The organism is Neptuniibacter sp. PT8_73, from assembly GCF_047778045.1.
Lineage (GTDB): Bacteria > Pseudomonadota > Gammaproteobacteria > Pseudomonadales > Balneatricaceae > Neptuniibacter.
The window spans coordinates 3322684-3346158 of sequence record NZ_CP180545.1 but is presented as its reverse complement, the minus strand read 5'-3'; the positions used below and the strand labels follow the sequence as shown (position 1 = coordinate 3346158).

At 43.4% G+C, this 23475-nt stretch carries 21 protein-coding genes; 18 read left to right on the top strand and 3 right to left on the bottom strand.

The window, feature by feature from the left end:
• The first annotated feature begins 59 nt into the window (after positions 1 to 59).
• The 9 genes from ACMXYN_RS15185 (at position 60) to rpoS (ending at position 8815) form a co-directional block, all read left to right on the top strand.
• Positions 60 to 1688: a CTP synthase gene (locus ACMXYN_RS15185; RefSeq protein WP_415892565.1), complete on the top strand. Its 1629-nt coding sequence runs from the start codon at positions 60 to 62 to the stop codon at positions 1686 to 1688.
• A gap of 62 nt (positions 1689 to 1750) precedes the next feature.
• Positions 1751 to 3046: a phosphopyruvate hydratase gene (gene eno, locus ACMXYN_RS15180; protein WP_415885819.1), complete on the top strand. Its 1296-nt coding sequence runs from the start codon at positions 1751 to 1753 to the stop codon at positions 3044 to 3046.
• A 72-nt stretch (positions 3047 to 3118) separates the two neighbouring features.
• Complete coding sequence (gene ftsB / locus ACMXYN_RS15175) at positions 3119 to 3406, top strand: cell division protein FtsB (protein WP_415892564.1); 288 nt, start codon at positions 3119 to 3121, stop codon at positions 3404 to 3406.
• Between the two features lie 6 nt (positions 3407 to 3412).
• Positions 3413 to 4459 carry a tRNA pseudouridine(13) synthase TruD gene (truD, locus tag ACMXYN_RS15170; protein ID WP_415892563.1) on the top strand — a complete coding sequence of 349 codons (1047 nt, stop codon included), beginning with the start codon at positions 3413 to 3415 and terminating at the stop codon, positions 4457 to 4459.
• On the top strand, positions 4460 to 5209 hold the full coding sequence (surE, locus tag ACMXYN_RS15165; RefSeq protein ID WP_415892562.1) for a 5'/3'-nucleotidase SurE: 750 nt from the start codon (positions 4460 to 4462) through the stop codon (positions 5207 to 5209). It begins immediately after the preceding gene.
• 26 nt (positions 5210 to 5235) lie between these two features.
• Positions 5236 to 5874 carry a protein-L-isoaspartate(D-aspartate) O-methyltransferase gene (locus tag ACMXYN_RS15160; RefSeq protein ID WP_415892561.1) on the top strand — a complete coding sequence of 213 codons (639 nt, stop codon included), beginning with the start codon at positions 5236 to 5238 and terminating at the stop codon, positions 5872 to 5874.
• A 4-nt stretch (positions 5875 to 5878) separates the two neighbouring features.
• Positions 5879 to 6823: a DUF368 domain-containing protein gene (locus ACMXYN_RS15155; protein ID WP_415892560.1), complete on the top strand. Its 945-nt coding sequence runs from the start codon at positions 5879 to 5881 to the stop codon at positions 6821 to 6823.
• An 18-nt stretch (positions 6824 to 6841) separates the two neighbouring features.
• On the top strand, positions 6842 to 7723 hold the full coding sequence (locus tag ACMXYN_RS15150; protein ID WP_415892559.1) for a peptidoglycan DD-metalloendopeptidase family protein: 882 nt from the start codon (positions 6842 to 6844) through the stop codon (positions 7721 to 7723).
• A 75-nt stretch (positions 7724 to 7798) separates the two neighbouring features.
• Positions 7799 to 8815: an RNA polymerase sigma factor RpoS gene (rpoS, locus tag ACMXYN_RS15145; protein ID WP_415892558.1), complete on the top strand. Its 1017-nt coding sequence runs from the start codon at positions 7799 to 7801 to the stop codon at positions 8813 to 8815.
• 59 nt (positions 8816 to 8874) lie between these two features.
• On the opposite strand, the gene mutS is transcribed toward rpoS, so the two are convergent.
• The gene (mutS, locus tag ACMXYN_RS15140) at positions 8875 to 11457 is read right to left on the bottom strand and encodes a DNA mismatch repair protein MutS (RefSeq protein ID WP_415892557.1); all 2583 of its coding nucleotides are present in this window, start codon (positions 11455 to 11457) and stop codon (positions 8875 to 8877) included.
• A 228-nt stretch (positions 11458 to 11685) separates the two neighbouring features.
• On the opposite strand from mutS, the gene ACMXYN_RS15135 reads away from it, so the two are divergent.
• The 9 genes from ACMXYN_RS15135 to dndE all read left to right on the top strand — a co-directional run bounded on the left by ACMXYN_RS15135 (position 11686) and on the right by dndE (position 21432).
• Positions 11686 to 12981, top strand: a complete 1296-nt coding sequence (locus tag ACMXYN_RS15135; RefSeq protein WP_415892556.1) for a tyrosine-type recombinase/integrase — start codon at positions 11686 to 11688, stop codon at positions 12979 to 12981.
• 75 nt (positions 12982 to 13056) lie between these two features.
• The gene (locus tag ACMXYN_RS15130) at positions 13057 to 13380 is read left to right on the top strand and encodes a type II toxin-antitoxin system RelE/ParE family toxin (RefSeq protein WP_415892555.1); all 324 of its coding nucleotides are present in this window, start codon (positions 13057 to 13059) and stop codon (positions 13378 to 13380) included.
• On the top strand, positions 13377 to 13655 hold the full coding sequence (locus tag ACMXYN_RS15125) for a helix-turn-helix domain-containing protein (protein ID WP_415892554.1): 279 nt from the start codon (positions 13377 to 13379) through the stop codon (positions 13653 to 13655). The genes ACMXYN_RS15130 and ACMXYN_RS15125 overlap by 4 nt, the downstream gene beginning before the upstream one ends.
• Positions 13656 to 13771: 116 nt before the next feature.
• On the top strand, positions 13772 to 14317 hold the full coding sequence (locus ACMXYN_RS15120; protein WP_415892553.1) for a hypothetical protein: 546 nt from the start codon (positions 13772 to 13774) through the stop codon (positions 14315 to 14317).
• Positions 14318 to 14319: 2 nt separating this feature from the next.
• Positions 14320 to 16353 (top strand): DNA phosphorothioation-associated putative methyltransferase, encoded by a 2034-nt coding sequence (locus ACMXYN_RS15115; RefSeq protein WP_415892552.1) that lies wholly within the window; start codon positions 14320 to 14322, stop codon positions 16351 to 16353.
• A 51-nt stretch (positions 16354 to 16404) separates the two neighbouring features.
• Positions 16405 to 17490: a DNA sulfur modification protein DndB gene (dndB, locus tag ACMXYN_RS15110; RefSeq protein WP_415892551.1), complete on the top strand. Its 1086-nt coding sequence runs from the start codon at positions 16405 to 16407 to the stop codon at positions 17488 to 17490.
• Positions 17487 to 19091 carry a DNA phosphorothioation system sulfurtransferase DndC gene (dndC, locus tag ACMXYN_RS15105; RefSeq protein WP_415892550.1) on the top strand — a complete coding sequence of 535 codons (1605 nt, stop codon included), beginning with the start codon at positions 17487 to 17489 and terminating at the stop codon, positions 19089 to 19091. Before dndB ends, dndC begins: the two co-directional genes overlap by 4 nt.
• Positions 19088 to 21085 carry a DNA sulfur modification protein DndD gene (dndD, locus tag ACMXYN_RS15100; protein ID WP_415892549.1) on the top strand — a complete coding sequence of 666 codons (1998 nt, stop codon included), beginning with the start codon at positions 19088 to 19090 and terminating at the stop codon, positions 21083 to 21085. The genes dndC and dndD overlap by 4 nt, the downstream gene beginning before the upstream one ends.
• Positions 21085 to 21432 (top strand): DNA sulfur modification protein DndE, encoded by a 348-nt coding sequence (dndE, locus tag ACMXYN_RS15095; protein ID WP_415892548.1) that lies wholly within the window; start codon positions 21085 to 21087, stop codon positions 21430 to 21432. The genes dndD and dndE overlap by 1 nt, the downstream gene beginning before the upstream one ends.
• Positions 21433 to 21446: 14 nt before the next feature.
• Here dndE and ACMXYN_RS15090 read toward each other — a convergent pair whose 3' ends face one another.
• Positions 21447 to 22667 carry a DGQHR domain-containing protein gene (locus tag ACMXYN_RS15090; protein WP_415892547.1) on the bottom strand — a complete coding sequence of 407 codons (1221 nt, stop codon included), beginning with the start codon at positions 22665 to 22667 and terminating at the stop codon, positions 21447 to 21449.
• Positions 22664 to 23311 (bottom strand): hypothetical protein, encoded by a 648-nt coding sequence (locus tag ACMXYN_RS15085; protein ID WP_415892546.1) that lies wholly within the window; start codon positions 23309 to 23311, stop codon positions 22664 to 22666. Before ACMXYN_RS15085 ends, ACMXYN_RS15090 begins: the two co-directional genes overlap by 4 nt.
• Between the last annotated feature and the right edge of the window lie 164 nt (positions 23312 to 23475).

Below are 23475 nucleotides of genomic sequence, written 5' to 3'. Positions count from 1 at the left end.
CTATAGCCCCATCTCGATCTTAAAAAATCCTCGCTTAAACACGATCAAACAGGTTCTGCATGACGCGTTATATCTTCGTCACAGGCGGTGTTGTGTCCTCATTGGGCAAAGGCATCGCATCCGCTTCTTTGGCTGCTATTTTGGAAGCCAGAGGGCTTAAAGTAACTATGTTGAAATTGGACCCGTATATTAACGTGGATCCAGGGACAATGAGCCCAATTCAGCATGGTGAGGTTTTTGTTACTGAGGATGGTGCAGAAACTGACCTAGACTTGGGCCACTACGAGCGTTTCATCCGTACAACGATGAGCAAACGTAATAACTTTACTGCTGGTCGTATCTATCAGCATGTTTTACGTAAAGAGCGTCGTGGTGACTACCTCGGTGGAACAGTTCAGGTTATTCCGCACATCACAGATGAAATTAAGCGTCGTGTAATCGAAGGCGCTGGTGATGCTGATGTTGCCCTAGTAGAGATTGGCGGCACAGTAGGTGATATTGAATCATTGCCGTTTATGGAAGCGGTACGTCAGTTGAAAGCTGAACTTGGTTCCGCTCGTGCGATGTTTATGCACCTGACACTTGTTCCATACATTGCGACAGCTGGCGAAATCAAAACTAAGCCGTCACAGCACTCAGTAAAAGAGCTGCGTTCTATCGGTATTCAGCCAGATATTTTGGTATGTCGTTCCGATTTCCCACTTCCAGACTCTTCTCGTCGTAAGCTTTCGTTGTTTACCAACGTTGAAGAGCGTGCAGTGGTGTCGCTTCCTGATGCAGATACTATCTATAACATCCCTCGAATGCTGTCTGAGCAAGGCTTAGACGATATCGTAGTGGAGCGTTTCCACTTAGAGTGCACAGAAGCAGATCTAGGTGAATGGGATCGTGTAGCAGATGCTCATCTTAACCCAGAAGGCGAAGTTAAAATCGCTATGGTGGGTAAGTACATGGAGCTGTTGGATGCCTATAAATCTCTTATCGAAGCGATCTCTCATGCGGGTATCGCATTGAAGAAAAAAGTTCGCATCGAATGTATCGACTCTGAGCGTATCGAACGTGAAGGTGTTGAAATTCTAGATGGCGCAAGTGCTGTTCTAGTACCAGGTGGTTTTGGTGAACGTGGTGTCGAAGGCAAAATCGCTGCTGTTCGCTATGCGCGTGAAAACAAAGTGCCATACCTAGGTATCTGTTTGGGTATGCAGGTTGCGGTTATTGAATTTGCTCGCCACGTAGCAGGCTTAGGAGATGCGACATCTTCCGAATTTAATAAAGATGCTGAGCATCAGGTAATTGGTTTGATCACTGAGTGGGCTACCTCTGAAGGTGGTGTTGAAACCCGTGGCGAAGCTGATGATCTGGGCGGTACGATGCGTCTGGGTGCTCAAGTTTGTCATCTGGCAGAAGGTTCTACTGCTGCTCAAGCTTACGGTAATACTGAGATCACTGAGCGTCATCGCCATCGTTATGAAGTGAACAACAACTACGTTGAACAACTTGAAAATGCTGGTTTAAGAATTTCTGGCCGTTCTGTTGATGGTGAGCTGGTTGAAGTGGTTGAAGTTGCAGATCATCCTTGGTTTGTCGCTTGTCAGTTCCACCCTGAATTCACATCAACCCCGCGTGACGGTCATGGCTTGTTCAAAGGCTTCATTCAAGCTGCAATAGATCAACAAGCTAAACAGTAAAACGAATTAAGGATTGGGGGCGAGGCGCCCCCAGAACGTAAAATTTCTGGAGTTATTTCCCCATGGCACAGATCTCTGATATCAAAGCCCGCGAAGTACTGGATTCTCGTGGTAACCCAACTGTTGAAGCTGATGTAATTCTTGCATCTGGCGTGATTGGTTCTGCCTGTGCGCCTTCTGGTGCGTCGACGGGTTCTCGCGAAGCGCTAGAACTGCGTGATGGTGATAAAGGCCGTTACCTAGGTAAAGGCGTACAAAAAGCGGTTGCAGCGGTTAACGGTGTTATCCGTGAAGCGCTAACGGGCATGGATGTAACAGATCAGCGCGCGCTAGATAATAAAATGCTAGAGCTTGATGGTACTGAAAACAAAGAAAACCTAGGTGCAAACGCAATCCTAGCGGTATCTCTTGCAGCGGCTAAAGCAGCAGCTACAGAAAAAGGCATGCCTCTATACGCTCACATTGCTGAGATTAACGGCACTCCAGGTCAGTTCTCCCTACCACTACCGATGATGAACATCCTTAACGGTGGTGAACATGCGGATAACAACGTTGATATCCAAGAGTTCATGGTTCAGCCTGTAAACTTCGACAAGTTCTCTGAAGGCTTACGTTGTGGTGCGGAAATTTTCCACGCTCTAAAAGCTGTTCTAAAAGCAAAAGGCCTAAACACTGCGGTTGGTGATGAAGGTGGTTTTGCTCCAAACCTTGCGTCGAACGAAGAGGCTTTGGTTGTTATTAAAGAAGCAATCGATAAGGCGGGTTACGAGCTAGGTAAAGATGTAACGCTAGCACTAGACTGTGCTGCATCTGAATTCTATAAAGAAGGTAAATATGACCTTTCTGGCGAAGGTAAAGTCTTTGATGCTGAAGGCTTCGGTGATTACCTTGCGGCACTAACTGAAAACTACCCAATTGTTTCCATCGAAGATGGTCTAGACGAGTCTGATTGGGATGGTTGGGCTTACCTAACTAAGAAAATCGGTGACAAAGTGCAGTTGGTTGGTGATGACTTGTTCGTAACTAACACTAAAATTCTGTCACGTGGTATTGAACAGAGCATTGGTAACTCAATCCTGATCAAATTCAACCAGATTGGTTCTTTGTCTGAGACCCTAGACGCAATCAAAATGGCGAAAGATGCAGGCTTCACGGCAGTTATCTCTCACCGTTCTGGTGAAACTGAAGATACAACTATTGCTGATCTAGCAGTAGGTACAGCAGCTGGTCAGATTAAAACAGGTTCTCTATGCCGTTCTGATCGTGTTGCTAAGTACAACCGTCTTCTACGTATCGAAGAAGAACTAGGTGACGGCGCAATCTACAATGGCCTTTCTGAAGTGAAAGGTCAGGGCTAAGCGTAGTACCCTACGTAATAGTCTGATATAAAAAGGGGGCTTAGTGCCCCCTTTTTTACTTATAAGAAATCTATGTATCGCTGGTTGGTTGCCCTTATATTATTTTTGATACTCGGACTGCAGTACAGATTGTGGTTTGGGGAGGCAAACCTGCGCGATATTTGGGCTCTTAATGCCAAAATCGAACTCCAGCTAGGCATTAACCAAGAGCTTAGTCAGCGGAATAGTGAGCTAGAAGCGGAAGTTTTAGATCTCAAAAAAGGAAATGCTGCTTTGGAGGAGCGGGCTCGTAGCGAGCTTGGTATGATCAAAGAAGATGAGTCCTTTTTCCAGCTGGTGGAACCCGCCTCAGAGAAGTAGCATTTAATGACATCCCTACCAACAGAGTTCACATATCTCAATGAAAAGCCCACTGGTTCTGCTGTTATCCGCAGTTGCCCTGAGGATTTTCAGGTTATCGAACAGCTAGGATTCGAGCCGGAAGGAGCAGGTGAGCATGTGTTCCTTTATATTCGTAAATGTGGTGAAAATACTGATTGGGTTGCCAGGCAATTAGCGAATTTTGCTCAGATTAGCCCTAGAGATGTTAGTTATGCGGGTAAAAAAGATCGTCATGCTGTCACTGAGCAATGGTTTTGCGCGAAATTTCCAATCAAGCGTAATTTGAATTGGAAGTTATTTGGTGGCGATAGCATCGAGGTTCTTAAAGCTGTTCGACATCAAAGAAAGTTGCGTCTAGGTACTCTTCAGGGGAATCGCTTTAAATTGCGACTTCGCCAGATTACTAATATGAATGAGCTGCAGCAACGCGTAGATTATGTGGCGCAAGAGGGCGTACCCAACTATTTTGGCGAGCAACGGTTCGGTCGGGACTTTGGTAATTTAGATAAAGGTATCGCGTTGTTGCGCGGTGAATATCAGGAGCGTCAAAGAAATAAGAAGGGGATTTACATATCTGCTGTTCGTTCTTGGTTGTTCAATCAGGTGTTATCCCAAAGGCTAGAGCAAGGCCTTTGGAATACAGTTCTTGATGGTGATGCGCTGATGTTGGAAGGAAGTCAGAGCTGCTTTGTCGAAAATGAAGCGACCGATGAATTGCAGCAACGTTTGACTGGTAAAAAGATTAATCTTACAGGCCCAATGTGGGGCGGTGGAAATATGCTGCCAAATGTTGCAGCTGAGGCATGGGAGCAAGAGCAGGTAGGCCGTTGGTCTGAGGTCAGTGAATTACTTGAGCAATTGACGTTAAAGCAAGAGCGAAGATCGCTTAGATTGTTGCCCCAGCAGTTAGAAATCAATGTGATCAATGAAACCGAATGCTGGCTAGAATTTGGCCTGCCTTCAGGTGCATTTGCTACCAGTGTATTGCGGGAACTCTGTAATGTTACCCAGCCCGATAGAAATGAGGGATAAATGAAGATACTGATCTCTAATGATGATGGTGTCTATGCACCAGGCCTTGCTGCTTTAGCTAGAGCGCTTGCTGAAGTTGGCGATATTCTGGTGGTTGCCCCAGATCGTAATCGTAGTGGTGCGAGTAACTCGTTGACGTTGGATCGGCCCTTAGAAGCTTTTGAGCATGAAAACGGCTTTATTGGGATTAACGGTACTCCAACGGATTGTGTGCATTTAGGTAGTTCAGGTGTGTTTGGGTTTGAGCCAGATATCGTTGTTTCTGGAATCAATGCTGGCCCTAATTTAGGCGATGATGTTATCTACTCTGGGACGGTTGCTGCAGCAATGGAAGGACGCCATCTACGATTCCCTGCCATTGCTATATCTTCTGGAGAGTTTCATCCGGCGTATTACGACTCTGCGGCTCAAGTTGCTCGAGAATTGGTCGAAAATATACAGTATCTAAATGTAGCTCCTCGTACTGTTATTAATGTTAATGTTCCCGATTGCTCACAGAATGACTTTGCAGGTATTCATGTAACGAGATTGGGTCATAGAACCTGTGCTGGTAAACCCATCGCAACAGAAGACCCTCGTGGTAAAACTCGTTATTGGATTGCTGGAGCGGGCCCTGCCGCTGATGCGGGCCCTGGAACAGACTTTTACGCATTAAAAGAACAATGTGTTTCTATTACACCCTTGCATGCAGATATGACGCAATATTCAGGCATGGATAATGTGGGTGATTGGTTGGAGAGTAATTTTTGAACGATCAGCAATTACGCGGAATAGGAATGACTTCGCAGCGAACAAGGGATCGTTTGATTAATCGATTAAGAGATCAGGGAATCCAGGATGAGAGCGTTCTGGATGTGATGAGGAATACACCAAGACATATTTTTATTGATGAAGCCTTGGCTCATAGGGCATATGAAGATACGGCTCTGCCAATTGGTTATAACCAGACTATTTCGCAACCGTTCATCGTTGCCAAAATGACAGAGATGCTACTGTCAGAAGGACCATTACAAAAAGTCCTAGAAGTCGGTACGGGTTCTGGTTATCAAACCTCGATTTTGGCACCATTGGTAGGCCAGCTTTACAGTGTAGAGCGTATTAAACCACTGCAGGATAAAGCGCGGGAGCGTTTGAAATTAATTGGTCTAAATAATGTACAGTTGAAGCATACAGATGGTGGCATGGGGTGGTCTGCGAAAGCGCCTTATGATGGAATCTTGGCTGCTTGTGCACCAGAAAGTGTACCAGAAGAACTTAAGCAGCAACTTGCTATTGGTGGCCGTTTAATTATTCCTGTAGGTGGTAGTGATTCCCAAAAGTTGAATCTGGTTATCAGATTATCTGAAGATGAATTCAGCACTGAAATTTTAGATTGTGTGAAGTTTGTACCATTGTTAAGCGGTACGGTGAGGTAGTAAGTTGAAGCAAGAAGGAAGAACGTGGCGCGACTATCTAGCATTGTCGGGCAAAGGGATGATGATGGGAGCTGCAGATGCAGTGCCAGGAGTATCGGGCGGTACTATTGCCTTCATGACAGGTATATATGAAGAGCTTATTTACTCCTTAAAGCAATTTGGGCCAGAAGCTTTGTTTGTGTTGTTTAAACAAGGCCCTATTGCTGCTTGGAAGCATGTAAATGGCACTTTTTTACTGACGCTTGTGTTAGGTATCTTTGTCAGCTTGGTGACTGTTGCAAAGGTGGTGCTCTTTTGGCTGGCTGAATATCCTGAATTATTGTGGTCGTTCTTCTTTGGCCTGATATTGGCGTCAGTATGGTCTGTTTGCAGGCATATAGAACAGTGGGATAGTAATAGCTATACCGCGTTTATCGCCGGAACTATTGCTGCCTATATGATCACATCTATAGCGCCGACCACAATTGAGGCAACGCCGCTCTTTATTTTCTTGGCCGGAATGGTGGCCATTTGTGCCATGATTTTGCCGGGTATCTCAGGTAGTTTTATTCTTCTACTACTAGGTATGTATACGCCTATTCTGATGGCAATCAAAAATATTGAGCTATTTACCCTAGGTATTTTTGCTGCAGGGTGTGCGGTTGGTCTATTGAGCTTCTCTCGTGTTTTAAGTTGGATGTTTAGTTCATTTAAAACGACGACTTTAGCTTTGTTAGGGGGCTTTATGTTGGGCTCTCTGAATAAAGTATGGCCGTGGAAATATACAACCGCTTACACCATTAATAGGCACGGAGAGCAGGTTCCTCTCGTTCAGGAGAATATATCTCCATTTTCGTTTGAATCTATGACGGGACAGCCTTCCTTTGTTATATACGCTGTTGGATTAATGATTGTTGGTGCTGTAGCGGTGTTATTGATCGAAAGAATGGGCCGGAGGTCTGAGGCATAGAGTCTGAGGGGTAGGTTGGTGGGCTTAAAAGGTTATCTGCTGCTGTATTGCTCATTTCTGCTGGTTGCATGTGGAGGAAAAACCTATGCGCCGGTGAGCGAACGATCGGTGCCTGTTTCTGCTCAGCCTCAACCTAACCAATATCAGGTTCGTAAAGGCGATACGTTATATTCTATTGCTTTTAGATATGGCTTGGATTATCGCGAGTTAGCAAAAAGAAACGGTATTGCCGGTAACTACAATATTTATCCTGGTCAAAAGCTTAGCTTGAAACCGGCACCGAAAAGTACGGTTTCAGAATCTATTGTACGCGATGCTTCTATCATCGCACCCAAGCCTCAAATAGTGTCTAGTCGTCAAAAAGCGACGAATAAACCCCAGAATACCAGACCTCAAGTAGCTTCTAAGTCTGCTACGCCCCCAAAACCTTCGGCTAAGCCAGCTAAAACAACTGCCAAAGTTGAGCAGCAAAGAACAGCTGTAAAGCCTGTACCTAAAGCTCAGACTAAGCCTCCAAAAGTTGCTTCGGGACCAATTAAATGGGGATGGCCTGCATCCGGAAAGATCGTTTCTACGTTTAAAACAAAAGGTGCTGTCAATAAGGGAATAAATATAGCATCCGCTTATGGTACTAAGGTCACAGCTGCGGCTAAAGGCCGAGTTGTCTATGCTGGAAGTGGTTTATTAGGTTATGGTAATTTGGTTATTGTTGACCATAATCAGCAGTTTTTAAGCGCTTATGCACATAATAGTCGTGTTTTAGTCAAAGAAAATGATATGGTTGATAAAGGCCAGAAAATTGCGGAGATGGGGAATTCAGGCGCGGATCGCGTGATGCTCCACTTTGAAATACGTCGTGATGGTAAGCCGGTAAACCCTCTGCGATATCTGCCGAAATAATAATTATAAGAACAATAGAATAATAAAAATAACTAATAAACGCGTGATAGCACTGATTGGTTAAGGGAACGGGCAATGGAAAATATCGATAATAACTGCAAAACGGATGTGCAGGATATCGCTGTTGAAAGCGAAGAGCTGACAGAAGAAACTCGTGATGAGGATACAGATGGAACTCCTCAGAAAAAAGAACCTGAGTTTCTAAATAGTGGTCGTGGGCGCGGTAGTATGGCTCATAAAGACCTTCTTAATGCTAAAAACTTAGATGCAACCCAACTTTACCTAAATGAAATAGGCTTCTCTCCGCTACTCAGTGCGGAAGAAGAGGTGTACTTTTCTCGTCGCGCACTCAAAGGTGACGAAGCTGCGCGTAAGCGCATGATCGAAAGTAATCTACGTCTAGTCGTGAAAATTGCACGTAGATATATCAATCGTGGTTTGACTCTGCTTGATCTAATCGAAGAAGGGAACTTAGGGTTAATTCGTGCCGTAGAGAAGTTTGATCCTGAAAGAGGATTCCGTTTTTCGACATATGCAACATGGTGGATTAGACAAACAATCGAACGAGCGATTATGAATCAGACTCGTACTATTCGTTTACCTATTCATGTTGTGAAAGAGCTGAATGTTTATTTAAGAGCGGCTCGAGAGTTAGCGCAAAAGTTAGATCATGAGCCTTCTCCTGAAGAAATTGCAGAGTTGGTAGATAAGCCGGTTGAAAATGTTGAGCGGATGTTAGGCCTTAACGAGCGTGTTAGTTCTGTGGATACGCCAATGGGTAAAGATTCTGACAAGTCTTTGCTTGATACGATCCCTGATGCAGTATCTTCAGATCCTGCAACGTTGCTACAAAGTTCAAATATTAGTGGTAACTTGGATAAATGGCTGGATGCTCTACCTGAAAAGCATGCGGAAGTGTTGTCACGTCGATTTGGGCTCAGAGGATACGAGATGAGTACGCTGGAAGAGGTTGGCCGGGAGATTGGCTTAACGCGTGAGCGTGTACGCCAAATTCAGGTTGAGGCCCTGCGTAAACTTCGTGATATTGTAGAAAAGAATGGTTTGAGTGGAGAGGACTTACTGCAACAGTAGGCTTGATTTCGCTCTTCGAAAAAAAAACCGCCAATAGGCGGTTTTTTTGTGGGTGAAACTTAAACAAGTTCTTTGAGTTTATAGAGAATGTCTAGAGCTTCTCTTGGAGAGAGGTCGTCAGGCGATATTCTCTTTAGCTCTTTCAGGGCTTTCGGCTCCGGTGCTGCAAACATGTCATTTTGCACTGGAGGTGGTGGGGTGCTCAATTGGGTGCTAACCGCCACATCCTGTTCAAGTTGCATTAGTTTGGTTTTTGCTTGTTGGATTACAGGTAAAGGTACCCCAGCAAGCTGCGCTACTTGTAGACCATAACTTTGGCTCGCAGGCCCTTCTTTGACTTCATGTAGAAAGACAATGTGATCATTGTGCTCTACTGCTGTTAAGTGAACGTTGAAGACCGAAGCAGCCTGATCAGGCAAGCTAGTTAATTCAAAATAGTGAGTAGCAAACAGAGTAAAGGCCTTAGTTTCTCTGGCAAGATTATCTGCGCAGGCCCAAGCGAGAGATAAGCCATCAAATGTACTAGTGCCGCGGCCTACTTCATCCATCAAAACAAGGCTGCGTTCTGTTGCATTGTGCATAATGTTAGCTGTTTCGGTCATTTCAACCATGAAGGTTGAGCGTCCGCCTGCAAGGTCATCTGAGGATCCCATACGGGTAAATATACGATCAACAATGCCAATTGTTGCGGCTGAAGCGGGAACGTAACTACCAATATGAGCAAGCAGAGTAATAAGCGCGGCTTGGCGCATATAGGTAGATTTACCGCCCATGTTTGGGCCGGTAATCACTAGCATTTTTCGCTCAGTATCCAAGTCTAGATCGTTAGCTACGAAAGGTTCGCTTAATACAGTTTCCACGACAGGGTGACGGCCGCGCTGTATTTTAATTTGCGGTGTATCTGTCAGTGTCGGTGGCACGTAATCTAGCGTTGCAGCACGTTCTGCAAGGTTAGCAAGGACGTCCAACTCTGCGATAGCGGCAGCAGAATCTTGAAGATCAGCCAGCTCTTCAGCAATCGTTTCTATCAGCGCTTCGTAAAGTGCCTTTTCACGGGTGAGTGCTCTACTTTTTGCTGATAGAGCCTTGTCTTCGAACTCTTTCAGCTCCGGCGTAATATAACGTTCAGCATTCTTAAGTGTTTGGCGGCGGATATATTCTGCCGGCAATTCAGCATTTTGTGCTTTGCCTATCTCGATAAAATAGCCGTGTACACGGTTATAACCGACTTTCAAAGTGGCAATACCGGTACGATCCCGCTCTTTCTGTTCTAGCTCTAGTAAGTAAGCGCCAGCGTTTTCGCTAATGCCGCGTAATTCATCTAGCTCAGCATCGTAGCCATCAGCAATTACACCACCTTCACGAATGACTACCGGCGGGTTTTCGATCACTGCCTTGGTTAGCAGCTCTGCCAAGTTTGGAAATTCTGAGATTTGCTCAGATAACTCGTTTACTAACGGAGCATTGGCTGCTTCGATCTGTTGCTGAAGTAAAGGTAAGGAATTAAGTGATGTTTTTAATCGTTCCAAATCGCGTGGGCGTGCTGATCTGAGTGCGATACGGGCTAAGATGCGTTCGCTGTCACCGATGAGTTTGAGTGTGCTTTGAACCGTTTCGAAGTGATAGTTATCAATCAACCACTGAATGGAGGCTTGTCGTGCACATAGCGTTGCTCTGTCTTGAATCGGGCGGTGTAGCCATCGCCTTAATAAGCGACTTCCCATTGGGGTGCGGCATTTATCGATCACTTTGGCGAGAGTGTTATCAAAACCACCAGATAAATTTTGATCAAGTTCAAGGTTTTTGCGTGTCGCCGCATCCAGAGCTACACAGTCATTATGTTGTTCAATCTGAATGCGTCTGATATGAGGTAGTGAAGTGCGCTGGGTTTCTTTCGCATACTGTAATAAGCAACCCGCAGCAGTTGTTGCGACTGCTAGATGATCACAACCAAAGCCACTTAGATCTTTGACTTTAAATTGCTGGCATAAAAGATCATTGGCGGTATCTGCTTCAAAGTGCCAAGGGGATTGCGGGCGCAGGCCTTTGCGTTGGCTTAATACGTCATGTAGCTGGCTATCTTCGTTGAAAAGCGTTTCAGATGGGCGTAAACGCTCAAGCTCACTCATAAGCGTATCTTGATTATCAATTTCCATCAGGCTAAATCGACCTGAAGCGATATCGACAATAGCCAATCCATACGTGTCGCCAGACTGATTGATAGCTACCAGTAAGTTATCTCTATTTTCATCAAGAAGTGCTTCATCACTGACTGTACCTGGTGTGATGATTCGAGCAACTGCACGCTCTACAGGTCCTTTGCTAGTAGCGGGATCACCTACCTGTTCGCAAATAACCACGGATTCACCTGCGCGAACAATTTTACCAACATAGTTCTCCGCAGCATGGTAAGGGATGCCAGCCATAGGGATAGGCTCGCCGCCAGATTTGCCGCGGGCGGTAAGAGATATGTCTAACAGATCCGCCGCTTTTTTGGCATCGTCATAAAACAGCTCATAGAAGTCACCCATCCGATAAAACACCAATTGATCAGGGTGTTGTGCTTTGATGCGTAGGTATTGCTGCATCATAGGTGTGTGTTCTGGTTTGTTGGCCGTTGTTTTACTTGCGCTTTTATTCATAATTATATGATTTTATCTATATAAAACAGTATCTTGTGATTTTTCTTCTGTCTCTTAAGGAATCATAAGCTTTCATGAGGTGTCACTTAAGTGCATTAAAAAGTGTAACCAAAAGTGTAGCTTTTTGTTTTTGGGGTTCCTATGTGCTAAAAAGGTTACACTTTTTATTGTCCGACCAAGAACCTGAACTTAGATACCTATATGCTTCTGAGGAGTTATAAGAGAACGATGCAGACTACCAAATCAGCTCCAAAACCGCTATCGCCAAGAGCCATCGAGGTGATGAAACCTGGAGATAAAGTTAAAGCAGATACGGCAGAAAATTCAGGTCTTAGAATTAAGTGTGGCAGGTCTGGAACTAAAACTTTCTTTTATCGTTATACCAGTCCTGTTACAGGAAAATTGGTACAGATAAAGATTGGTAACTATCCAGCTGTTTCATTGGCTCAAGCCCGAGTGACTTTGCAGGAACTCAAGGTTTTACGTAAATCAGGTAAATGCCCTGCTACAGAGGCAAAAGAAGAGCGTGCTCAGCAGTTAGAGGCTGAAGCAGAACAGCGCAAGATAACTGAGACTCAAAGCTTCACAGTTCATGTAATGGTTGAGCTGTACTTGCGGCACTATATCGAAGATAGAGTTGTTGACGGCAAACGCATAGAAGGTGCTCGTAAGCGTAAAGGTCAAAGGGAAGTGCGTCGAACTCTAGAAGGTGATGCTGTTCGTGTCCTGGGGGATCTACCTGCCTATGAAATTACCCGCAAGGATGTTGTCGCTTTAATTATGGGGATCGTTGATAGGGGGGCGAATGTCCAGGCGGGCAATGTCCTGAGAGAGTTTACTGCTGCCTATGAATTTGCAATTGGGTTAGAAAAATTTCCAGATGACTTTGCCAATCCTGCCTTATTGGCTAAGTCGAGCCTTCGCCAAGCTAAAGTGAAACTAACTTCTCAGAAGGGTAAACGGATACTTACAGACAAAGAGCTGAAGCAATTTCTTCAGTGGCTTCCAGGTTCTGCATTTACACCGACTCAGAAAAATATTCTTAAATTTACGCTGTGGACTGGATGTCGAACTGGGGAAATATGTGATGCCCGTTGGGATGATATAGATCTTGAAAAAGGCTATTGGCATCTACGTACAGCAAAGAATGAGGCAGAGAGGTTTGTTCAGTTACCGCAGCAGGCCTTGGATTATCTTAAACAGCTTAAGAATATAACCGGTGAGTACCCTTTTCCTTCACAGAAGACTGGTAAGCCGATACAGCAAAAGTCCTTAACTGAGCAAGCATGGCACTTGAGGCAGTCAGATAGAATGCTGGCGATTGATCACTGGACTCCGCATGATCTTCGCCGAACCGTTAGAACCGGTTTGGCGCGGCTAGGTTGCCCAAGTGAAGTGGCTGAAGCTGTTCTTGGTCATTCCCGTAAAGGTATAGAAGGTACTTATGATCTTCATAAATACGAAAAGGAGAGTCGTCTTTGGCTACAAAAGTGGTCTGATCATATGGATGGTTTGCTTGTATAGCTCTTTAGTAATTGGTGGTTGAAAAATGTTCTACAATAATTTTAGGTTATCGCATATGATAACTAAGAGGGTGCAGTGAATAAGTGGAATATTGAATTCTATGATGGTGTCGATGAGTCCATTTTAGAAATGCCACCGAAGATTCAGGCTCGAATGCTAAGGCTTTTAGAGATGATTGAAGAACATGGTGCAAACTTGGGATCTCCACACACTGAGTCTATGGGTGATGGATTGTTTGAAATTCGCGGAAAGGCAAAAGAGGGCATTGGTCGGGGTTTGTTCTGCCATATGGATGGGCCCAATATTATTGTGTTGCATGCCTTTGTTAAGAAATCTCAGAAAACGCCTAAGTCTGAATTGAAGCTAGCGCGGAATAGAATGAAAGAGGTGATGAAATGAGCCTTCAAAATTTAAAAGAGCGTGCTCTGCAGAATGAGGAAGTGCGCCGTGAGTATGATGAGCTGGAAGGTGAGTTTGTACTCATCAATCAGCTTTTGAATATGCGTAAAGCTGCGGGCCTTACCCAAGAGCAGGTTGCAGATAAGATGCATACTAAAAAAAGTAATATCAGTAGACTGGAGCGTGGTGGTGTGGCTCCCAAAGTTGATACTCTGAAGAAATATGCCAAAGCGTGCGGATTCGAGCTAAAGGTGTCATTTGAACCTGCGAACTAAGTAATACGTTTCATAAATTTCAAAGCATCCTTCAAGGCATTTTCTATGCCCTATCAGAAAACCTCGTTAGTAAGTATTAACGCGATGAATTCTCCGTATAGAGACCGGGATGTAATATGGTTGGACTAAAGGAAAAATGTAGTAAGTATTTTACATATGAGAATCTGATCTGCTGTGGAGAGTCGCAGCGTGAGAGTAATCTATCAAATATTCCTGAATCTGAATCCTCTATTGAAGCTATTAGTCTCCTTGCTATTAACATACTAGATAACGTTTATGAGCAATTTGGACCTATCTCGTTGACCTATGGCTTTGTAAGTTGGGAATTGATATCTGAGATCCGTAAAAGAAGAGTGGCACGAATCTCTCCTTCTCTCGATCAGCATTCTTCATATGAATTGAATAGTCGAGGGACGCGAATTTGCAAAAGAGATGGTCTTGCATGTGATTTTATCGTGCATGGCGTTAGCTCAGTAAAGGTGGCTTCTTGGATTATTGATAATTGTGAGTTTGATAGGCTCTATTTTTATGGGAAGGATAGACCAATTCATGTCAGCTATGGACCTGATCTAAGTGGGAAAGTATCTGTAATGAGTTACTCCAGCGGAAGGTTAATACCGAAAACGATTAATAAAGAACGTTTTATTGAATATGTGGATTGAGAATGGATAGCGTACGCTTCCAAGAGCTGGTTAGTGAACTTAAGACGGGGAAGAAACTGCCCGATACCATCTATCTTCATCGGTCTGCATTAGAGTTCATCGGACAAGAGCTAAAAGACTTTACGTTCCTAATTGCTTCAGCCGGTAAAGTTGACCCCGAGTGGAATGTTGTAAAATTCTACCGTAAGAGTTTTCGTATTTCCTATCTCACATACCCCAGGTTTGTTGAAGATTCATATCCATCTCTACACAAGAGTTCCACTGTCGATTTACAAACTAAAACTAAAAAAGAGATGGATTATAGTGGAGCTGAAAATCCACCCATCCTTCATCGTAAGGAACTATTTGTTCATTCGAGCCACCCAGAATTCGAAGCCTTTTCGCATATAACTCAAGAAGGAGAGCTCGCGGGATTATATGAGAACCCTAGAAGAATAGGTTTTCTAGACTCGTGGCTAAGGTTAATTGAGCAAAACGGATACTCCTTAGTTGATGGGCGGTTGTTCCGTGCTGCTGCGGCCATAGACGGCTCAAATGATGAGAGTGTAGATCGCTATAAAACTGCCATTCAAAGGCAGAGCCTATCCACCCCAATGAAGACCTTAGCTAAGCATGGCTATTTATCAGGGGAGTATAGTGTTTTCGATTATGGGTGCGGGCTTGGGGATGATTTGCGTGAACTTGAGGCGCATGGGGTTGATGCTGCTGGTTGGGATCCAGCTCATCGACCAGATGCGGATATATTGCCCGCTCAAATAGTAAACCTAGGCTTCGTTATTAACGTGGTAGAAGATAAAGATGAGCGCATTGAAGCCCTAATTCGAGCATATGAACTAGCTGATAGCCTTTTAGTTGTCTCAGCTATGCTTGCTTCAGAAAGTCACATACAAAAGTTTAAACCATATAAAGATGGAGTCATTACTTCCAGAAACACGTTTCAAAAGTATTATTCGCAAGCGGAACTCCAGGTTTTTATTGAACAAACTCTAGATGAAAGTGCAGTCGCAGTAGGGCCTGGGGTTTTCTATGTATTCAAGGATAAATTTGAAGAGCAAGAGTTTCTAAGTAACCGGCAGCGCAGACACCACCATTGGAGACAGTTGTCTGAACGGCCAAGGCAAAAAAGCTCGAAGATACAGCTCCTTATTGATGACAATAAAGAGCTCTGTGCGGATTTCTGGGCCGTTTGCCTATTGCTAGGGAGGCTGCCTGCAATAGATGAATATTCTTGCTTATCTCAAGTGAATACGCTTTTTGGGTCTGGAAAACGGTTATTTAACCACTTGATAAAAGATACTCAACTTAGAGCAGAGTTTGACTTGGCGGTGGAGTATCGAAAAGAAGACTTAATTCTATACTTTGCGTTAGCTATGTTTCAGGGGCGTAAAGCGTATTCACAGTTGACCGCAACAATTAAGAGAGATGTGAAAGCATTCTTTGGAGCTTTTCGTGAAGCACAGTTTATTGCCCAGGAAGCGCTATTTTCTGTCTCGGATGTAGAGCTTATCGAAAGTACGAGCATAGAAGCATCGAAATTGCTTCCTGCATGTTTGTTGGATGGTGAATCTCTTATCCTGCACATCAGGTACCTTGATTTATTACCCTTGCCTTTGCGTCTTTATGTTGGCTGTGCAGCTCAATTATATGGTGATCTTGATGAAGTTGATTTGGTTAAGATCCATATCCATTCTGGCAAAGTTAGCTTGATGGTCTATGAAGGCTTTGATGGTTCCCCGCTACCTCTTCTTATGGAGCGCATTAAAATTAAAATGCGAGATCAGGATGTGGATTTTTTCGATTATGTAGATTCTTACATTCCTCCACCTCTCTACTTGAAGTCAAAGCTGATTGATGACGGTTTTGATGATTATGAGAAGCAGGCTTCCTTTGATAAACGCCTCCAAGCTCTTATTCCTTCTATTCAAGGGATGATCGGGCCTCCAAAAAATGAATTAATAAAGATTTTGAGTGATCAGGGGAAGGAGATCAGGGGGTACCGGTTTTATTCTATAAAACACGGAAATAATGGTGCCTGACGTTATCTAATGACGTAAAATATTATGTATTACGTCATAGTGAGAAACGGAATGAGCAACACAGATAACTCTAGCTACTGCTACGCTTTCCCGGCGGTGAGAGGATTGCAAGCCGGAAATACTTTCTTCATAGCTACTTGTCCTATGCGAATTATCCCGAGAATCTTTGTCTATGATGAAGAGGAAGTTCCTCCTGAATTACGAGCGCAGAGAACCTTAAATAAGTCCCGTATTCCCGAAATGGTCCGCTATCTGCTTGAAAACCCAGACGACTATGTTTTCTCAGCACTGACAGCCTCTGTTGGTAGTGAGGTGCACTTTGAAGAATTTGAGGGGGCAAGCAACATGGGGACACTTAAAGTTCCTATGGATGCCCAGATCCTGATCAATGATGGCCAGCACAGGCGTAAAGCAATTGAAGAGGCTGTAAAAGAACGTCCTGAACTTGGTCATGACAACATCCCAGTATTGTTCTTTGTCGATGAAGGGCTTATCCGTAGCCAACAGATGTTCGCTGACCTAAATAAATATGCAGTGAAACCGAGCCCTTCATTAGGAACCCTATATGATCACCGAGATCCAGCATCACACTTAGCAAGGTATCTTGCGACTGAGATTGCTCCATTTAAGGGTATGACAGAGATGGAGAAATCAAGTATCTCTGTGATGAGTAACAAACTATTCACCTTATCCAGTATTAAACAGGCTACAAGGGCCCTGTTAAGTAAAGGAATTAAAGAAGGCTATAGCGATAGAGATAAAGAAGTTGCTACTCAATATTGGGTAGCGGTTTTCACTAACATGCCTGACTGGCAGCAAGCAATCAGCAAACAGGTAACACCTGCTCAGCTTCGTCAAGAGTACATACATGCTCATGGGGTCGGATTACATGCATTGGGTATGTTAGGTAAAGATCTGTTGTGTGAATCACCAGATGAATGGCAGAAGAAATTAGAAAAGTTGAACGAAATTGATTGGCGAAAGGCCAATCCAGTGTGGATCGAACGTAGCATGCAACATGGCAAGTTAAGTAAGTCGAATACTAGTATTCAGCTTACTTGTAATGCTCTTAAATTGGAGCTGGGCCTCAAGCTAACGCCAGAGGAAAATGCGTTGGAAGGGCAATTAGAGCAATGAGTAATTTAGTTAATAACTATGATTTAGATGACTACGAAGAGTTTATCAATAAAGAGCTTTTTGCGGGTAAGCCTCTTGCTGAGTATGTTGCAGAGGTTCAGCGAATCTATTGTTCCGATAGCCGGCCTTGGGTCATTGGTTTCAGTGGAGGAAAAGATTCTACTGTAATAATGACTCTGGTGTACCTGGCTCTACTTGGCTTGAAGCCAGAAGAGCGTAAAAAGCAGGTTTTTGTTGTTTCCTCCGATACGCTTGTAGAGACACCTGTGGTGGTAGATATGATCACGGGTACGTTAAAGCAAATTGCAGATGGAGCTCGTCGGGATGAGCTTCCAATTACAACCCACTTGGTGACTCCTGAAACTAAAGATACCTTTTGGGTGAGTCTTTTGGGGAAGGGGTATCCAGCCCCGACACGTCAGTTTCGCTGGTGCACTGAGCGAATCAAGATCGACCCTGTTAGTCTATTTATTCAGCAAAAGGTAGCTCAATTCGACGAAGTGATTCTTGTGTTGGGGTCTCGTAGTGCTGAAAGTGCATCTCGAGCTCAAGTAATTGCTAAGCATAAAATGGATGGATCGAGGCTAGCTCGTCATACAACACTAGCAAATGCTTTTATATACACACCCATAGATACCTGGGGGGTGAATGATGTTTGGGCATTATTGCGCGGAGCATACAAATACTCTGATTTTGTAGATGAATGGGAAAGTCCTTGGGGTACCAGTAACCTTCCGTTGTGGACGTTGTACATGCATTCATCTAATCAAGGAGAATGCCCTCTCGTTATAGATGACAGTACACCTTCTTGTGGTAATTCACGATTTGGTTGCTGGACATGTACAGTAGTTACTAAAGACAAAGCGATGGAAGGTCTTATTGAAAACGGCGAAGAATGGATGCTTCCCCTTCTGCAATATCGAGACTTTCTTGCTTCCACTGGGGACCCTGAAAAGAAGTCAACATTCCGGAACTTTAAGAGAAGAGACGGGAGAGTGATCTATCAGAATGCCAAAGAAGGTGAAGCTTTAGAAACTGAGAGAAAGCATATTCCGGGACCATACTGGTTAAAGTATCGAAAGAAGTGGCTCGAAGAGCTTTTAACTATTGAAAAGCAGCTAAATGAAAAGGGCCATGAGATAACGCTCATCACTGAACCAGAGTTGCACGAAATTAGGCAGGAGTGGTTTAACGATCCAAACGAACCAGATTGGGAAGACTCGTTACCTGCAATTTATCGGCGTGTTTACGGTAGACGTCTGAGCTGGAGTCACAATGATAGGCCAAAATTTGATGCTGATGACTCTAAATTACTTGAACAATTAGGTGATGAGTTTGATATAGCGCCTGAGATGATTAAGAAGTTAATAGAGCTGGAACTTTCCATGGAAGGGCTTAGTCGTCGAAGTGGTGTATTCAATAAAATTGGCACGTTACTAAAGCAAGATTGGGGCTCCTTAGAAGAGATTGAAGCAAGAAAATCTCATCTACAAGCTAAGCATGAGTATGATCTACATCAGCAAGAAATTTCTGAGTACGAAGTCGAGATCAGCAAAATTGATGCGCTCCTGCAGAAAGAGAAGCAGGATGAATTAGTATGATTATAAAGAAATTAGTACTGCATAACTTCCGTGTGTTTCGTGGAGTCCACGAAGTAAACCTTGAGCCAACCCATGATCGTTTTGATAATGCAAAGCCAATCATTCTATTTGGTGGTCTTAACGGCGCAGGAAAAACATCAATTCTGTCTGCTGTTCGCACTGTTCTCTATGGGCGTCAGGCTTTTTCTCGTGCGTTGAGCCAGAGTGAATATATAGACCAACTCACTGCATTGATTCATAAGGGAGATGGCCAAGGCGGTCAGCCAGATCAAGCAAGTATTGAGCTGATTTTTACATTTACTCAAGATGGCCAGGAAAGCGAATACAGCCTTATTCGTTCATGGAAAAAAGGCCAGAAAGATCGCCTTAGCTTAAGTCAAGATGGTACCTCTCGAAGTGAGCTTAACTATGAGCAGTGTCAGGGTTTCTTAAATGAGCTGATTCCCGCAGGAATTGCTGACCTGTTTTTCTTTGATGGTGAAAAAATAGCGGATTTAGCTGAAGACGATTCAGGCTCAATCCTGCAAACAGCGGTTCGCCGTCTCCTTGGTATTGATCTAATTGCTCGACTGAAAAGTGACCTAGCTATATATCTTAAGCGACATGGTGCTGAAACCATGCCAGCGAAAATAAATCAGGAGCTTAAGGTACTTGAAGACGAACGCAAAGAGCTCGAAAAAATAGCAGAGCGTGCTCGGTTTGAAGCTGATCTAAAAGCAGCAAAAATAGATCTAACTGATAAAGAAATAACAGAGTTGGAAGATACTCTTAATGCTGATGGTGGTGCCTGGGCCAAGACTAGGGAAAGTGAACAGCATAGAGTTGATGAGCTTCTAGAAGAGAAACAGAAGCTCGAAAAAGAGATCCGAACGGAATTTGAAGGGGTACTTCCATTGGCGCTTGCTCCTAATGCATTGAAGGAATTGCTTTCTGATTTAGAGGCAGAGGTTCAAGTTAAACAGAAACAGAGCTTTGGGAAAGAGGTCGAAGGGCTATTTGAGCAACTAAAGGTGTCTTTAAACTCATTAGGTAGAGAAATGCAGCCTGCTATGGAGTTAGTCAGTCAGTGTTTTGATAGTCATATGAGAGAGGTACCTAAAGATAATGTTGCATTGGATCTCTCTGATAGAGAATATCGAGGCCTAGAGCAGCAAGCTCGGGATGCAGAACTAAACTCATTACCTAGATTTGAAGTTGCGAGAGAACGATTGACGCAGGTTGAATATGAGATTGATAATGCATCGAAAAATATTGAGCGAGCACCGGAGAAAGAACAGCTACAGAGTGTATTTGACAAAATACGCGAACTGGATGGAAAGCGATTCCAGCTAAAAACTGAATACCTTCAGAGTTTAGAAAAGGCAAAGGGAGCCTTTCGCAAGGCTATTGAGCTGGCTAGAAAAGAACAGAAGCTTCATGATAAGCACCGCTCACTAGTGAACGCATCTGAAGCCGTTAGTAATGCTCAGCAGTCACTTCTATTACTGGATCGCTTTAGTGAATTACTCACTCTCTCAAGAGTGAAGAAACTTGAATCGGAGTTTATTAAGTCTTATTGCCAGCTTGCTCGTAAAGAGGACCTACAAATTCGTGCGAGAATCAATCCAAATACTTTTGATGTCGAGTTAGTGGATGAGCATGATAACGCCATTAATCGAAAAGAGTTATCTGCGGGAGAAAAGCAGATCTACGCAATCTCAATACTTGAGGCGCTAGGCAGGACATCGGGGCGTAAGCTGCCAATCATCATCGATACTCCTCTTGGGCGTTTAGATTCGCACCATAGGGATAAACTTGTTAAGTACTACTTTCCTTTTGCGAGCCATCAAGTAGTTATCCTTTCTACAGATACCGAGATAGATAATCACTATTTCTCTGAATATCTAGAAGAAGATATCTCTCATGCTTACGAAATCATTTTTAATGAACGAACTAAGTCTTCTAGCTTAAAAGAAGGATATTTCTGGAGTGAAGAACAGAAGGAGGCTGTGTAATGCTGCCTAATAGAATGCACCTCAAAAAGCAGACGGAAGAGCAGCTAAAGCGTTTGAAAAACTACACAGGGATAAATCCTAATGTTTCCGCCCGTGTTGCATTCCTACGGTCGATGGAAAGTGGGTTTAGATTTACAGGTGAGCCTGTAAATCTAGATGGGAGTTTAAATTTGGATAAGGTTACGTGGCTAGGGGAGTTGGAGTTGGTAATAGAAACCTTGCTAAGAAAACACTATCCGGAGCTAAGCTCCAAAGAGTTGGAACAAGCTTGGGCCTCACATGTAGAGGACGGGATTTCAGCACTTCGGAATCACCGATCTCTACATGACTTTTCGGCTTTTGTATAAGAGGAAAAAGGTATTTAGGAGGCCTCTCCTAGTATAGATTTGTATCGTTCAATTTCATCTTTATCGTTTGTAATATCAGAGATACTCTTAAACCCTGAAACGATACTTAATACATTTCTTATTCTACCTTTTCCTTTGCTATTAGGAGTGAAGAAGTCAGTGTTTGTGAAATCAATTTCTGACACTTTTTCAAAAAGGGGCGTAAAGCTATCTACGGTTTTCTGGCTGACTCCGTTTCTGCATAGCGCCTCTTTTAAATATTCAAATAATGCTAAAACCCCAACAGTTTTATTCATTATAGTGCCTGCAGATATCTGATCCTCTTTCCAGAAAAGGGCTTCAACTGCAAGAAAATAGCCTTGGATGACTTGAAGAATGGCTTTGTCATTTCCCTGTATATAGTGGCTGCGTAGAGGAAGAGATGGGTCATCGTTTAGAACTGTTCTACCCCTTAACCCATCGGCATCTCTACTATTTATCGTGTAGCGGTCATTTCTCGGGTTTTTTGATATAAGTGAAATTACACCTTCCACAATTACCGCTGTTGATAGGCTCCAGTCTTTGGTCATCTTTTCTTGCTTTGTTCTGTAAATTATTCGGCCTTTTAAGGGGAGGAACTCTTTGTCTAATAGCCTAGCAATATATATAGCTAATGTATCAGGCACCCACATTTTTTGGTTGTCAGTGTCCAGCCTATAACCGAAAAGATGATAAGCTAAGCTTTTGTTAACCTTGGTCTGATTAAGATTAATTGTAGAGAACATAAATGCTTGGTATGCAGGCGGCATGTCTAAATATACAGAGCACATTAGATCCATATTTTGGTTCTCTGTTTTAGCATAGTCGAAGGCGAATAGCCGATGTTGCCCATCAATTATTGAACATAGCTCTTCTCGAGTAGGTATTATTAGTTTGTAGAGGCCTTGCTTAGGCTCAACAGCTTCAACTCTCCATTTCTTATCCTCGTCAGCCATACGATCTTTGCTGTCATAGTTTGCAGACACGATAATCGGATTCGGAAAAGCAGCATCTTTACTGTCTATGAACTTCCCTATATCAACTAGACGTTGTTTGTTAAATGTCCTTTGAATTCCGTCTAGATTTCCATCCGTCTTTTCAGCGTGTTTTGTATAGCATAGCTCTCGAAGTAAACTGGCTTTAATTTTAACTGAATAAAACTTCTGGAATTCTTGAACCACCTCGAGGGCGTATAAAACTATTTTATCGCTCATCATTCTAGTCCCTTTCCACCGATTGTATCTTCTTCCTGAGCCTTATCGGTGAGATTTATACCGGCCCCTTCAATATTTTCAGCTTTCACGTTGTCGCCTCCTAAAATTGAAGAAAAGCCAGTTAGGCCGAAATCAGGTTTTGAATAGTTCATAGTGGCCCATATGGAAATGGTCAACCAAAAAGAAATTAAAACACCATAAGAGAAACCGGATGGATCTTTAAGCGCTAAAAATGATAAGACTAATGCTATAAACCAGGTCACTAGTCCGGACACTTTAAAAAGTTCCCTTTTGACTAGCTCATAGTCATCAGCTTCCTCCTGATGATTCTTCTCGGTTATGTAATATTGGGCTGCCAAAGTCCCCAGCAAACCAAGGTTGAACATGAAAACAGGAAAATTCTGGAACAGTGACACATCTTTTCTACTTGTGAAATCACAAATGGCATTGCGTGCGGAAATAATGCCTTCGTCCTTTCCGACATCGAGGTAGCAAACTCCGGACAAATCTATATTAAATAGCCATGGGGCCCAAATACCGCTGCCCCCAATCGACAAGATAACGAATGCGAATAGAACAAATTTTGGGTCTTTTATGATTAAAAAAGGGACATCCCAGAGCTCCTTTATTAAGATTTTCCAATACATAATGAAACCTTATTTTCTCCATCGAACTACAATATTTTAAGCTTATCCAGCTATCGAATGTGCTGCATAAGCCTCTGTTTCTCTTGCTCATTCGAGGTATTGAGGGAGATGCATGGCTATGCAGCAATAGATTCTCAAAAATATTTTTCAGAATCACTAGTCAG